We start from the raw sequence: 13,633 nt of genomic DNA, 5'->3' as shown, positions 1-13,633 counted from the left end.
GATAAAAGCTAATTAAGTCTTTTTTAGTGAGATTAGTATATAATAAAATTAGTATCTGGTATTAATACTAGGTATATAAATTTTAAAAGGTGGTATATCATGCATATCTCCAAAGCTCGTATCACGGCAATAGGTTCTTATGTTCCTGAAAGAAGATTAACAAATAATGATTTGGAAAAGTTAGTTGAAACGAATGATGAATGGATAACAAAACGTACTGGCATTAAAGAAAGAAGAATCGCTCACGAAGAAGAATTCACAAGTGACATCAGTTATAAAGCTGTAAGAAACTTAATGGAACGATCTAAAAAATCAATTGATGATGTAAATATGATTATCGTTAGTACACTGACGCCTGATTTTAAAACACCAAGCGTCGCATCATTGGTCCAAGCAAAGCTAGGCATCCATAATGCTTGGGGCAATTGATTTAAACGCTGCTTGTGCAGGGTTTACGTATGGATTACATCTAGCCAATGCCTTAATAACTTCAGGCTTACACAGGAAAATTCTAGTTATTGGGGCAGAAACATTATCTAAAATCACAGATTATGAAGATCGTTCTACTTGTATTTTATTTGGAGATGGGGGCGGAGCGGTTTTAGTAGAATACGACGAGCATAATCCAAGCTTTCTGGCTTCTCATTTAGGTTCAGAAGGAGAAAAGGGGAGCAGCTTATACTGTTCTAACTTATCATCACGTATGTTTGAAGAAGAATTGACTAACAGTGGTAAAATCGTTCAAAATGGGCGTGAGGTTTACAAATGGGCTGTTACTACAGTTCCAAAAGGAGTGCAACGAGTTCTCGATCAAGCATCGATTTCTCTGCGTGACGTGAATTGGTTTGTGCCACATAGCGCAAATCTGAGAATGATTGAATCCATTTGTGAAAAAATTGATTTTCCATTGGAGAAAACGCTATATAGTTTAGTTAATTATGGGAATACATCTTCAGCCACTATCCCATTGTCCCTAGATAAGGCTTTGATTGAAGGGAACATTAGAAATGGAGACAAAATGTTACTATACGGATTTGGAGGTGGGTTGTCTTACGCAGGATTGCTTATTCATTGGAATCTAGATTAGATCTTAGCAAGAGATACTAGAATCTCATCACGAAGAATGGACATTTAAGCAAGAGCAAACGGGTTTTTACTAAGAAGCTACCACTCTTTTCAAGGCCGGAGAGGTGTTTGCCAAGGCCAGGCACCCTATACCAGGAGACTTCATGCAAACACCAAGGTGCACCGAGATTTAATAAGAAGATGAGCACAAAAGCAAGAAAGCCCAGGTCTAATCAAGTGAGGGAGCACGAAACCAAGAAAGCCCCACTCCCAAGCAAGACGGGCATCACATAACCAAGAGCCTCACTAGGCAAAAATCTCAAACTCACTTATTCTTTAACAATTCTTTTATCTCGGCCAATTCTTTTCGCACTTCTTCTAGCGCTTGTTGATCGTTCTCTTTTTTATCTTGCTCTTGATCTGCTTCGTTTGCCTTTTCGACGTTATTGACGATTACACCAATAAATAAGTTGAAAATAACAAATGTACCTATCAAGACAAACGAGATAAAGTAGATCCATGCCCACCAGAACTCTTCAAGAATAGGGCGCATGATGCCGCTCGACCATGAATCAAGCGTGACAATTTGAAATAATGTCATTAATGAAAGGTGAAGACTTCCAAAAAACTCAGGCTCGATACCTGAAAACAACATTGTGCCAATCACGGCAAATATGTAAAAGAAAATCGACATCAGGATAAAAATGTTCCCCATAGAGGGGATTGTAAGTAAGAGCGCATCTACAAGTCGTCTTAGTGATGGTATTACAGAGATGGCTCGCAACACACGCAGAACTCTTAGCACCCGTAATACGGTTACAAAATGAGCACCTACAAAGATATGACCAGCTCCTACGATGATCAGGTCAAACCAATTCCAGCCTCGAGTAAAAAACTCTCTTGGCCTAACTGCAAGGAACCGCAATACTAATTCGATGGTGAAAATATATAAAAGAATGCGATCAATAATAAAAAAGGTTTGTTTGTATTCTGAGTAAACCGCTTGGAAAAGTCTCTAAGCCAACGATGATAGCATTTAATAATATCAACGTAATAACGATTCCGGTAAACCAAGATCCTTCTACTAGTGGGTATAAGCGTTTTCTTAATCCTTGAATATTCATCCTGACTTAGAGCTCCTTTGTTTATCCTTATCTTTGTATACCGTTTATTATTTTACTAGACTAGTCCTAGAAAGCAAAACTAACGTACAAAAAACAACCATCTTTTTAGGAAGAGGGTTGTTTCTTGTACGTTAGTTTTTAGATAAAACCTGCCCAAGCTCTTTGGATCGGTTCACTGCATTGCCTACAGCGTCTTGGATCGCGTCTTGAAAGTGATGCTCAGCAAGCTTTTGAATCCCAGCCTCCGTTGTTCCGCCTGGACTCATAACCTCTTGGTATAGGGCGCGAGGTGTTTTATTTGTATTCTGAAGTCGTTTTCCCACACCTACTATTGTCTGGGTTACAAGGTCGTGTGCTTGCTCTTTTGATAGTCCAGCATTACAAGCTGCTTTCTCCATAGCTTCAACCATATAGTAAAAGTAAGCAGGACCACTACCGGCAACGCCAGTAACAGCATCCATTTGTTCTTCCTCCACTAATGATACAGAACCAATAGCCTTAAATAAGGTTTCGACTGTTAAAAGGTGAGCATCTGTTGCAAATTTGCCAAGACAAATCGCTGAAGCTGATTCGCCTACTTTGGCTGAGGTATTCGGCATTGTGCGAATAACTGGGTTATTAGTGATGAGTTCAGCCTCAATTAAAGTAGTGGGAATACCTGCAATGACCGATACAATCAGTTGATTTTCTGTCACATCTTCTTTGATGTAACTAATCGCATCTTGAAGATTTTTTGGTTTCATCGCGAGAATAATAATATCGGCTGATTGCACAGCTTCAAGTCGATTAGACTCTGTATTTACTTGGTACGTTTCATTTATATAAGCTAATCGATCTTGATCCTGTAGATTTGCTACTGTGATCGAACGAGAAGAGACGATGTTTTGAGAAATTAATCCTCCAATAATTGCTTCGGCCATTGAGCCGGCGCCTAAAAAGGTAATTTGTTTGTTTATTTGCATGAGAGGATCATTCCTTATGATTTAATTTGACCTTCACCAAAGATCATATATTTCGTAGAAGTGAGTGCTTCAAGTCCCATTGGTCCTCGTGCATGAAGCTTTTGAGTACTAATGCCAATCTCGGCTCCAAATCCAAATTCAAAGCCGTCCGTAAAACGTGTAGAGGCATTATGGTATACAGCAGCGGCGTCAACTCCATTTAGGAAAGCTAAGACATTGTCACTAGTTTCACTAATAATCGCCTCAGAATGATTGGTTCCGAATTCTCTTATATGAGTCAAAGCATCTTCAGTAGAATCAACAAGCTTTACTGCGAGCTTTAAATCAAGATATTCTTCGGCCCAGTCTTTATGATCGGCAATTGTAATGGTTTGGTCCCATTGCTTTAACTCCTCGTCTCCATAGATCTCTACTTTATGAGAATGTAAACTCTCAAGCAGAGAGGAGAGGTGGTCTTTTGCCCATTTCCGATGAATCAAAACGGTTTCTGCTGCGTTACAAACAGAAGGACGTTGTGTTTTGGCATTTAGTGTAATAGCCGTTGCCATCGCTTGGATCGGCTGATTCATCAATGAAAATGTGGCAGTTTCCAACACCCGTTTCAAGAACGGGGACGGATGCTTTTTCGACAACGGTTTTAATTAATGAAGCGCCACCTCTAGGGATTAACACATCAAGGTATTCATTTAAGGTAAAAAGCTCGGAGGCTGCTGCGCGACTTGTATCTTCTATTAATTGAACAGCTTCTTTAACAAAACCAACGCTTTCTAACGCTGTTTGCAAACTCTGAACAATTGAACGGTTTGAATGAATCGCTGTACTACTGCCTCGAAGCAACACAGCATTTCCTGTTTTTAAACAAAGTCCAGCTGCATCAACGGTTACATTAGGACGAGCTTCATAAATGATGCCAATGACTCCAAGAGGTACACGTTTTTTTTCAATCTTTAAGCCGTTTGGTCGATTTATTTCCTGAATGACTTCTCCAATTGGATCCTTTAGTTCGGCTACTTGTCTCAACCCATCTGCCATATCTTTCAGTCGTTCAGCTGTAAGCGTAAGTCTGTCGAGAAGGGTAGAGGATTGACCATCTTCAAGTCCTTTTTGAAGATCTAGGGCATTTGCAGATATTATGTGATCTTGATCTTGCTCAAGCTGTGTCGCCATTGCGAGTAATGCTTGATTTTTTGATTCTGTAGAAGCTCCTGCTAACTGGTAGGTGATCTCTTTTGCGTGCTTTGCCTTGTCTCTAATTTCACTCATTATTAGTCTGCTCCTTCCGATTGGCAGCTACCCATTGATCTCTATGAATAATTTCTTTTCTAGAATGATTGGTGATCTCACGTGCTTTTGTGCTATCTAATCCTTTTACAAGTGATATCTCTTCTGACGATAAATTTGTTCGTCCTTTTCCGAGTAAAAAACCTTTGGCATTACATACTTGGATTACCTCTTGAGCAGAGAAGATTCCACGAACTGAGACAACACCTGCAGGTAATAAGCTTTTTCCTTTTTGCAGTAAGGCATGTTCTGCGCCTTCATCAATCACAATGGAACCAACCGTTTGTGAGTGAAGAGAGATCCATTGTTTGGAAGTTGGCATAACAGGTTTATGCGAAAAGCTGCCTAGATACGTTCCATCACCCTCGCCACTCAGAATGGAGACCAGTTTAGCGTGACCTTCTCCTTTTCCGATAAATGAGTTCACTCCAAGGGATAGAGCCGTTTGTGCGGCACTAATTTTCGATTTCATTCCACCTGTTCCAACAGTTGTTCCAGATTCCCCGGAAAGCGCAAGGAGCTCCGACGTGATCTCAGGTATATGTGAGTACTTCATCGCATCAGGGTTTTTAAGCGGATTATCTGAATAGATGCCATTGACATCCGTTAAAATGATCAACATATCAGCATGAACAAATCCAACGACTAAAGCTGAAAGCAGATCATTATCGCCGAACGTAAGCTCATCTACACTTGTTGAATCATTTTCATTAATAATCGGGATACAGCCTCTTTTTAATAATTCTGTGATCGCACGGTTAGCATTCCCAAATCGAGTATGGTCTGAAAAGTCATCTCGAGTTAATAAAAGCTGTGCTGGAGTTAATGAATAGGGAGCAAATTGTTCGGTGTACCCTTGCATTAACAAACCTTGACCAACAGCTGCAGCAGCTTGTTTACCAGCTAACGTAACGGGTCGACTAGGGTAGCCAAGTGATGGAAAACCTGCTGCAACAGCACCTGAAGAAATTAAAATCACATCATGGCCCTGTTTTTTTAGCTCAGCAAGAGCCCCAACATGTTCAGTGAGCTTCTCCAAACTTAATGAGCCATTTGTCTCCGTTAATGAACTACTACCTATTTTTACGACGATTCGTTGTCGACCCATACGATTCCCTCTTTCTATAAAAAATAAAAAACACTTCTGTCCTATATAAGGACGGAAGTGTTATCCGCGGTACCACCTTGTTTGACATGTATCATGTCCACTTTAGCTCTCGTAACGTGAAAGGGACGTCCAGAATCACTGGAAGCTCAAAGGCAGGTTCATCTGATTAAAGCGGTGATGGGTCTTTCAGCCGGTGAACCCACTCTCTGAACACATTTTCTCAGAATACTAATCCTTATCGATGCGTTGTCATATAATGTGTCAAGTATAAGTCGACGCTTTAAAGAAGTCAAGAGGCAGAAGTAATTATTATTAGTTTAATTAGATTATTCGGACTATAGTTCTGTTGAGAAAAACAAACAATTGGGTAAATAGCCATTTAACAGGATTCCTTGTGTGTTAACCCAATCCGAACAAATTCTAAGGCACTCTTGCTAAAGCCAGTGAATAGCATAGGTTATGTACAAATGATGTTCAAGAGCGGAAGAGTAATTAAAGAACCCAAAAGGGGCTGATTATGGATGTGCGGCATTACAGGGTGGATAGATTGGCGAACAGACATGCGGACTGAGACGGCTGCGATTCATAAAATGGCAACAACATTAAATCGCAGAGGCCCGGATGATCTACGAGTGTGGACTTCTCCACATGCTGGATTTGGTCATGCGCGATTAGTTGTTGTTGACCCAGCAGGTGGCATTCAGCCAATGACAAGAACTGTGGCAAACAAGGACTATACGCTTGTATATAATGGAGAGCTTTATAACACGGAAGATATCCGAACAGAACTGCTGAAGCAAGGGCATACTTTTTCTGGTCACTCGGATACAGAAGTACTTCTCAAATCTTATATCGAGTGGGGAAGCGGATGCCTGGAGAAATTTAACGGCATCTTTGCCTTTGCTATTTGGAATGAACAAGATCAGAGCTTATTTATGGCAAGAGATCGCTTAGGCGTTAAGCCGTTGTTTTATTCCGTTTTACACGGGGCACTCATTTTTGGTTCAGAATTAAAGGCACTACTTGCCAATCCAAAACTTGATGCTGTTGTTGACCGGGAAGGTTTAGCCGATGTCATGGGCTTAGCTCCATCACGTACACCTGGTCAAGGCATTTATAAAAACATTTCAGAATTACGACCAGGACATATGCTAAATTATGATCGCAACGGGGCAAAAGTCAGCAGATATTGGTCTCTAAAAAGCAAGGAACACACTCAGGATGCAGACGAAACAGCCGGTCATATTCGCGAGCTACTAACGGATACAGTAAGCAGACAATTATTTGCCGATGTACCAGTAGGCATGTTTTTATCTGGGGGTCTAGACTCAAGTGCACTAACTGCATTAGCTGCCGAAATATACAAAAAAGAAGGCAAAGGACCCATTCGAAGTTATTCCATCGACTATGATGAAAATGATAAATATTTTAAATCAAGTGCCTTCCAACCAAATTCAGATGCGCCTTGGATCAAAAAAGTATCAGAAGAGCTAAAAACCAACCACACAAATGCAATCATCTCCATTGATACTCTAGCAGACCAACTAAAAGAAGCCGTTAACGTACGTGACTTGCCAGGGATGGCAGATGTTGATTCTTCGTTATTATGGTTCTGTAAAGAGATCAAAAAAGACGTGACGGTCGGTTTATCAGGTGAATGTGCAGATGAAATATTTGGAGGATATCCATGGTTTCATCAACCGGAAATTATGAATATTGATGGTTTCCCATGGATGCGCTCCATCGATGAACGTGAAGACTTATTAAACGACTCATGGAAAACCAAACTTAAACTAAAAGAATATGTGCACAGTCAATACCGCAAAACGATTAACGAAACACCACGCTTTGCTGGTGACTCAAAAGAAGAAGCAAGACGACGTGAGATCTCATACTTAAATATTATTTGGTTTATGACAAATTTATTGGATCGTAAAGATCGTATGAGCATGGGAGCAAGTCTTGAAGTACGAGTACCGTTCTCTGACCATAGATTAGTAGAATATGTTTGGAACATTCCATGGGAGATGAAACGATACGGAGGCAAAGAAAAAGGGATATTACGTAAGGCAATGGAGGGAATTCTTCCAGATGAAGTATTATATCGGAAGAAAAGTCCGTATCCAAAAACCCATCACCCAAAATATGCAGAGACAGTCAAACTGTTAATGGATGATGTACTATCTCAAAAAGACGCACCACTCTTTGAATTTGTAAACAAAGACAAACTAAAAGCTATCAACGAAAGTGGAGGCTTTGATACAGGAACGCCTTATTTTGGTCATCCAATGTACTTGTAAAGACGCCAGTAAAAATACACTAATCCCTGAAGCTAAAATCAGTAATAGCAACCTCTGCAAGCACCGCCTTACTATACCTTCCTCCGCTTTTTGTTTCTGAAGTAACATCAACCTCGATTGATTCAAAAATTCTTGTCAAAGCCTGTTTTTGGCTATCATATCCCAATTCTAACCATTGGTTTTCTAAGTCAGTAAGAAATTCAATAAGATCCTCTTGTGAAACTTCTTCTTCTACCGTAGCAGCGATTTGAACTAAAGACATTTCTTCTTCAATTAGTTTCTTCTGAATGTCTTTAAATCTAGTTCTAGTTATTTGACCATCGATGTATAGCTCGTTGGCACGTTCTTTTTTATTTTGAATTTCTTTTAGTTTAGATTCAATTTCAGCTTCCGATAAACTGATTGTTATTTTTTCTGAGATATCGGGATTATCTAAACTTAATTTTATTGATTTCTTAAAAGCGATATCCATTGATTTTTCGGGTATTTGTGGTAAATCACATACACCGTATTTTCTTCTGCCATTGCATTTATAAGTGCGTTCAATCCTGCCATTTTTTCGTCTAAGCCTATGACCTGTAATTTTATGACCACACCTTTTACAACGCAGAATACCAGAATAGGGGTAAGCATTATAAACTGCAGTCCTAGTTTTACCATTGCCTTTTCGGCTATCTAATATTTTTTGTACTAGGTTATATTGTTCTGGTGTAACCATTTTAATAAAGTCTTCCTGATCAATTTTCTCTTGAACAGCTTCATTAGTGAGCTTCCAATTACCGTTTATCATTTTTCTGTAGTTCCATCTTACAATGCCAACGTTTATTGGGTTTCTTGCAATGTACTCAATACTCTTACCATCCCATGGGTTACCACGGCGATTTCTAGATCCCATAGCATTAAGTTCTTTTGCGACAGTGTCAGCTGAGACACTAGCTATTCTTTCATAAATGTATTGGCCATACTTAAAGTTTTGTGGTTCAGGATATAACTTCTTATTGACTGTCTTATAACCAAAAGGAGTTTTGGTACCAGGACGATGACCGTTTTCGGCATTCTTAATAGAGACATCAAAAACCCTTTCTCCAATCGTTTCACGTTCCCATTGAGCAAGTGTTGCAATAATGGTTATAAACATTCGACCTGTAGCTGTAGTTGTATCAAATATTTCAGTACAACTCTTAAATTTAACATCGAATTTTTCCATCTCTTGAAGCATATTATGAAGGTCAACTACAGACCTTACAAATCTATCTAACTTATAAACAAGAATCACATCAAACTTATCTTCACTCATATCTTTCAACATTTTTTGAAGGTAGGGTCTATTAGTATTTTTTGCACTATAACCTTCATCAGCATAGTCGTCGTATACTGTCCAACCCTGTGACTCGACATAAGCTCGTAATCTAGACTCTTGAGCTTCAAGTGAGAATCCTTCTTCTCTTTGACGATCTGTTGAAACTCTTCTATATATAGCGCAACGCATGTGCCTGGCCTCCTAGAGAACAAAATACTTACTCACATCGAACTGAAGAAGTTCTTCTAAATCAGCAACTCTAATTAAATAAAAATCGGCTTCATATATATTATCTGGATGAAGCTTGGCAAATTCCATATCCTTTTTCACACTTGGTATGTGAACGCTAAATTGTCGATCTTTAAAAGGGTCACGAGTCAATGCAGCTGAATTAACGGTTACGATTGACATCTCATCGTGAAAATCTTCTTGATAAAAACGCTCAAAAGGAGAGTCGATTGTATAACTGACATACTCGTCATTGGTAATCGCAGAGACTAACATCCATTGGGGGTTTATCTGGCCATCTATTTCATCATAATAAACGCGTAACATCATTACTCATCCTTTCTTTACCTACTTGATTTTTTAATTGATTTAAGATCGATAGAGTACCGTTATGAACTTTACCAGGTTGTAAACTTTTACTTTTCACTCGATGGACAAATTCTTTTCTTCTATGTACATCGTACTGTTCCGATCTTGATCGTTCTCTTTTAATTGTTTCACAGCGTTCTAAGATCATATCTATAGGTAGCTCAAACAGTTCTGCAAGATATTTAGGATCTTTATATTTAATTAATAAAGGCTCAAAAATATGCAATGGCATCGCATAATATAAAGAAAGCCATCTTGCTTGTGATTCTTGTAAATCTCTAAAGCTAGTATCCATCTTATTCTGACTCCCATAATGATTAAAGTGGTGACTCAGTTCATGAAAGAAAGTGCGTCTAGTTTCTATTATCGAATTACCTTCAGTAAGTGCCATAATGGTAAATGAATCTCTATATAGAACTTTGCTTTTAAACTTAACGTACTGAATCTCTAATCTAAAGATATCTGCGAGATAATTCATGTCTAAATGTTCAACCGTTAAGATGCCTTTTTGCTTAAAAAATTTACTTGCAGTTGTGTCCTTCTGAGTTGCGAAGCGCATTGTATCCACCCTTTATAAGAATATATGTTCGTATCTATATTTAAAAGAAATAGCCCAAGGGCTAAGTACTTCTTTTTATAATTAATCTTCCTCAGGCAAACCTCTTGCTTTTAACCAACGCTTTTTGGTCTCTCTAAAATTTTTAAGCATTTCTTCTAAGTGCTCTTTTTCATCTTCGGATAAAGGCTCTTCACCGCCATCTTCAAACGCGATTGAGATCATTGAGTCTGGTTCGTCTACTCTTCCTAACAAATAATCAGTAGAAACTTCGAAGAAATCGGCTAACTTCTGAAGAGTATCATAGTCTGGTTGTGTCTGCTCTCTTTCATAACGAGCATAAGTAGATCGGTTAATTCCTAATTTATTTGTTAACCCTTCTTGAGATAACTTTTTTTGTTTTCTCAAAGAAGTAAGCCTCTTCCCATACATGATTTAGTGTCACCTTCTATTCTAGTGTGAATAATATGCACATTTCTATTATAGAGAAAGTAATACGTGAATAAAAGTTTTGTGAATAAAATACACAAAAAGTATTTGACTGTGCATAAATTGCACTGTATAATCAAAATTAAGTTAAGAATTAAGAAAGGAGCCCGAAAATGAACACTAAACTTTTAGAGCAAAAGCGAAATGAGAAAAAGCTAACTCAAGCTCAAGTAGCTAAGATCATAGGTATTGACCGTTCTTATTACACTAAAATTGAACTGGGTTTAGTTCCTAGTGTTAAGGTCGCTAAGAAATTGGCTCAGCTATTTAATTTAGAATGGACTATTTTTTTTGAAAATGATTGTGCAAAAAGTGCACAATAATAACAGGTTAGTCCTTCTGTCCAACTCACATAAGAATCACTAGGAAAGGAGGCATTACCAATGGACAGTAAAAAAATCCAACTGAATAAAGAACAAACAATCATCTTCAAAGAGTGTTTTATTGAAGATGCTAAGCGAATTATATCAAAACGAAAAGAACAAGAAGCACTTTCAAAAAAGGGTAGTGCTTAAGGGGAAATCTTCCCCTGATGTACAAGCTCCTTCATCTAAATATAGTTTACTAAATTTCACTTTATTTTTGATTCCAATACGCCATATATTCCAAATTGGAATATGAGAGGAGGTGAGAAGAGTTGAAGCTCAGCGCCATGATGCGCGCTATGAGGGTAAAAGCGGGATTTGATCAGCGTGAATTAGCAACAGAATTGAACCTATCACAGTCGTGCGTTTCTAAATTTGAAACAGGGAAGAAAATACCGAGCTTTCCGCAGATGATTCACTGGGCGGAAGTCACAAATGCTAAAGAATTAATCATAGCTTATATTGCTGCAGGTGACGGGTTGACGGTTTTACAAAATGCCATGCAATTAATTACAGGAGGTTGATCGTTATGAAAAAAGGATTAGTTGAGAGTGTGTTAATGAAAGATCGTGAAAAAATTATGGCTTTAAAAGGGCAATTATTAAATTCAATGGCTTCTGCAACTTACCAATTTGCTAAAGAGGATATGGAACAAGCTAAAAAAAATTTAGATGATGTTGAACTGATCATGCAGCGTATGGAGAATATGGCAGAAGAAAAATTAGTACATGATCGTGCAGACAGAAAACTTCAATCTGACATACAGGAAGCAGTTAGAACGTACGCCAAAACAACAGGTAATGAGAACATATATGGATTTGAGATAAATCTAGCGATTGGACGTGGTAAGAAATGAAACAACGACTGCAACTAAATATTAAAGGCCAGCAAATGATCATTGAAGCAATGGAAGATATAAGACCAAAGAGGTACTCAGCAGAGCAAAAACGTTTTGATCTCATACTGAACAAGGTCGTGGAAGGTAAAAAGGATTTTGATTCAGAGGAAATGATCTATATTACGCAATCACTTAGAAAACACAGTAAATTTTTATCTTTGTGTCGTGAAGAAGAGAATTGTCTCTCCTTTAGGAAACTAGCTGACAGAGTGGAAAGAGCTCGTATTGCTCACCAGGACAAGCATCATCCATTAAAAAAAGCACTTACTGCTGTAACAGTTAGCGCTTCGGTTCTTACTTAATTCAATAACACAATCATATCAATAATTGATTGTGACGGCAAGCTCAGCTTTGCCGTGAGGTGTACAAGCCCCCCTACTTGTGCGTCTCACGGTGCAGCTGCACCAAGTTCTTAGAAAACTGTATAGGAGGTATACCCATGGCTAGATTAGATTATCAATGTCCAACTTGCAGAAATACTGATCATCCAACTGGCGCGAATTTCTGCAAAATATGTGGCACTAAAATAATTAGAGGGGGTGAAACCAAATGAAGCAATTCATGTTCAGCTTTGATTCTGTAACACAAATTGATGTAGATCAATTTAAGAAGTTAGAAAAGCATATGAGTGAGTCAGCAGACTTTTATAAGAAAACAGGTCGCATTCAAAAGATGCGTGAGGAGTTAGCAGACAAGCGTAAATTCATGATCATTCGAGTTTGTATGGAAGCTGCAGTCAAACAAAAAGCCATTCGTGGTGGAACACGAATAGCTCAGGTAAGTGCTTAAGAATTAATGGTCTCTTTAGTATATAGCGCTTGCTGTTAAAACACAAATGGAGGTTAAAGGATATGACTAAATCATTAAAATTGCTCTCGATTGAACTCACTCATTTTAAAGGGATTAAAAGTTTTCGTTTGGAGGCGAATGGAGAAGACGTTGTTGTCTATGGAGATAACGCTAGTGGAAAGACCAGTGTATTTGATGCTTTCGTTTGGTTGCTCTTTAACAAGAACAGTCAAAATAAAACAGATTTTGATATCAAAACATTAACGGAGTCAGGAGATCACCTTCATGGTTTGAGTCATGAGGTAGAAGCTAAATTTGAGATAGATGGGATTAAGAAGCTGACCTTAAAGAAAGTCTATGCCGAAAAGTGGACTAAAAAACGTGGAAGTGCAGAGAGCACTTTCTCTGGCCACACTACAGACCATTTTATTGATGAAATTCCCAAAAAGAAAAAAGAATTTGATGAAAAAGTAGCAGAGCTCATTAAGGAAGATGTCTTTAAACTGCTTACATCACCAACTTACTTTAATGAGCAATTGCATTGGCAGAAGCGTAGAGACGTTCTACTTCAAGTCGGGGGTGATATCTCGAATGATGAGGTTGTGGCAGCTAACAAAGAGCTCGCTTCATTACCAAGTATCTTAGGCGATCGATCTATTGAGGATCATCGTAAATGGCTTACTTCTCAAAAAGCAGGTGTAAATGCACAGCTTGATACGTTACCTGTCCGCATTGATGAAGTTCAAAGGTCACTTCCCGATGTTTCTGGCTTAGATGAATCACTCATTGCCCAAGAGAT

The 13,633-nt window shown here is 38.5% G+C and carries 15 protein-coding genes, 2 pseudogenes and 1 other annotated feature; of the genes and pseudogenes, 9 read left to right on the top strand and 8 right to left on the bottom strand.

Annotation, left to right across the window (positions count from 1 at the left end):
- The first annotated feature begins 99 nt into the window (after window positions 1-99).
- Window positions 100-1,087: pseudogene (locus tag NDM98_RS21545) on the top strand (ketoacyl-ACP synthase III).
- Window positions 1,088-1,390: 303 nt separating this feature from the next.
- Here the strand turns inward: NDM98_RS21545 and NDM98_RS21540 are convergent.
- The 4 genes and pseudogenes from NDM98_RS21540 to proB form a co-directional block, all read right to left on the bottom strand.
- Window positions 1,391-2,002 carry an ion transporter gene (locus NDM98_RS21540; protein WP_308807797.1) on the bottom strand — a complete coding sequence of 204 codons (612 nt, stop codon included), beginning with the start codon at window positions 2,000-2,002 and terminating at the stop codon, window positions 1,391-1,393.
- A gap of 318 nt (window positions 2,003-2,320) precedes the next feature.
- Window positions 2,321-3,151, bottom strand: a complete 831-nt coding sequence (proC, locus tag NDM98_RS21535) for a pyrroline-5-carboxylate reductase (RefSeq protein WP_251611546.1) — start codon at window positions 3,149-3,151, stop codon at window positions 2,321-2,323.
- A 14-nt stretch (window positions 3,152-3,165) separates the two neighbouring features.
- A pseudogene (locus NDM98_RS21530) lies at window positions 3,166-4,414 on the bottom strand (glutamate-5-semialdehyde dehydrogenase).
- A complete protein-coding gene (gene proB / locus NDM98_RS21525; RefSeq protein ID WP_251611545.1) occupies window positions 4,407-5,540 on the bottom strand; it encodes a glutamate 5-kinase in 1,134 nt (377 codons plus the stop codon). The pseudogene NDM98_RS21530 and the gene proB overlap by 8 nt, the downstream one beginning before the upstream one ends.
- A gap of 44 nt (window positions 5,541-5,584) precedes the next feature.
- Window positions 5,585-5,791, bottom strand: a binding site (T-box leader).
- 270 nt (window positions 5,792-6,061) lie between these two features.
- Between proB and asnB the strand changes: the two genes are divergently transcribed.
- On the top strand, window positions 6,062-7,840 hold the full coding sequence (gene asnB, locus NDM98_RS21520; RefSeq protein ID WP_251611544.1) for an asparagine synthase (glutamine-hydrolyzing): 1,779 nt from the start codon (window positions 6,062-6,064) through the stop codon (window positions 7,838-7,840).
- Window positions 7,841-7,859: 19 nt separating this feature from the next.
- Here the strand turns inward: asnB and NDM98_RS21515 are convergent, their stop codons facing one another.
- From NDM98_RS21515 to NDM98_RS21500, 4 genes are all read right to left on the bottom strand, one after another.
- Window positions 7,860-9,329 carry a recombinase family protein gene (locus tag NDM98_RS21515; RefSeq protein WP_251611543.1) on the bottom strand — a complete coding sequence of 490 codons (1,470 nt, stop codon included), beginning with the start codon at window positions 9,327-9,329 and terminating at the stop codon, window positions 7,860-7,862.
- Window positions 9,330-9,341: 12 nt separating this feature from the next.
- A complete protein-coding gene (locus NDM98_RS21510; protein ID WP_251611542.1) occupies window positions 9,342-9,698 on the bottom strand; it encodes a hypothetical protein in 357 nt (118 codons plus the stop codon).
- Window positions 9,676-10,296, bottom strand: a complete 621-nt coding sequence (locus NDM98_RS21505; protein WP_251611541.1) for an ImmA/IrrE family metallo-endopeptidase — start codon at window positions 10,294-10,296, stop codon at window positions 9,676-9,678. Before NDM98_RS21505 ends, NDM98_RS21510 begins: the two co-directional genes overlap by 23 nt.
- 81 nt (window positions 10,297-10,377) lie before the next feature.
- Complete coding sequence (locus NDM98_RS21500) at window positions 10,378-10,725, bottom strand: helix-turn-helix domain-containing protein (RefSeq protein ID WP_285804117.1); 348 nt, start codon at window positions 10,723-10,725, stop codon at window positions 10,378-10,380.
- Between the two features lie 170 nt (window positions 10,726-10,895).
- On the opposite strand from NDM98_RS21500, the gene NDM98_RS21495 reads away from it, so the two are divergent.
- The 7 genes from NDM98_RS21495 to NDM98_RS21470 all read left to right on the top strand — a co-directional run.
- Entirely contained in the window at window positions 10,896-11,105 is a 210-nt protein-coding gene (locus NDM98_RS21495; protein ID WP_251611539.1) for a helix-turn-helix transcriptional regulator, read from the top strand.
- Window positions 11,106-11,165: 60 nt separating this feature from the next.
- Entirely contained in the window at window positions 11,166-11,297 is a 132-nt protein-coding gene (locus tag NDM98_RS23690) for a hypothetical protein (protein WP_285804116.1), read from the top strand.
- A 122-nt stretch (window positions 11,298-11,419) separates the two neighbouring features.
- On the top strand, window positions 11,420-11,671 hold the full coding sequence (locus NDM98_RS21490; RefSeq protein WP_251611538.1) for a helix-turn-helix domain-containing protein: 252 nt from the start codon (window positions 11,420-11,422) through the stop codon (window positions 11,669-11,671).
- Window positions 11,672-11,676: 5 nt separating this feature from the next.
- On the top strand, window positions 11,677-12,003 hold the full coding sequence (locus NDM98_RS21485) for a hypothetical protein (protein WP_251602874.1): 327 nt from the start codon (window positions 11,677-11,679) through the stop codon (window positions 12,001-12,003).
- Window positions 12,000-12,347: a hypothetical protein gene (locus NDM98_RS21480; protein WP_251602880.1), complete on the top strand. Its 348-nt coding sequence runs from the start codon at window positions 12,000-12,002 to the stop codon at window positions 12,345-12,347. Before NDM98_RS21485 ends, NDM98_RS21480 begins: the two co-directional genes overlap by 4 nt.
- A gap of 247 nt (window positions 12,348-12,594) precedes the next feature.
- Window positions 12,595-12,834 carry a hypothetical protein gene (locus NDM98_RS21475; protein ID WP_251602882.1) on the top strand — a complete coding sequence of 80 codons (240 nt, stop codon included), beginning with the start codon at window positions 12,595-12,597 and terminating at the stop codon, window positions 12,832-12,834.
- Window positions 12,835-12,896: 62 nt separating this feature from the next.
- The coding region (locus NDM98_RS21470; RefSeq protein ID WP_251611537.1) for an AAA family ATPase at window positions 12,897-13,633 on the top strand (737 nt) is incomplete at its 3' end.

Origin of the sequence: Alkalicoccobacillus plakortidis (assembly GCF_023703085.1) — a bacterium.
Classification (GTDB): Bacteria; Bacillota; Bacilli; order Bacillales; family Bacillaceae_D; genus Alkalicoccobacillus; species Alkalicoccobacillus plakortidis.
The sequence above is the reverse complement of the archived record's forward strand: the minus strand, read 5'-3'. Positions and strand labels throughout refer to the sequence as shown.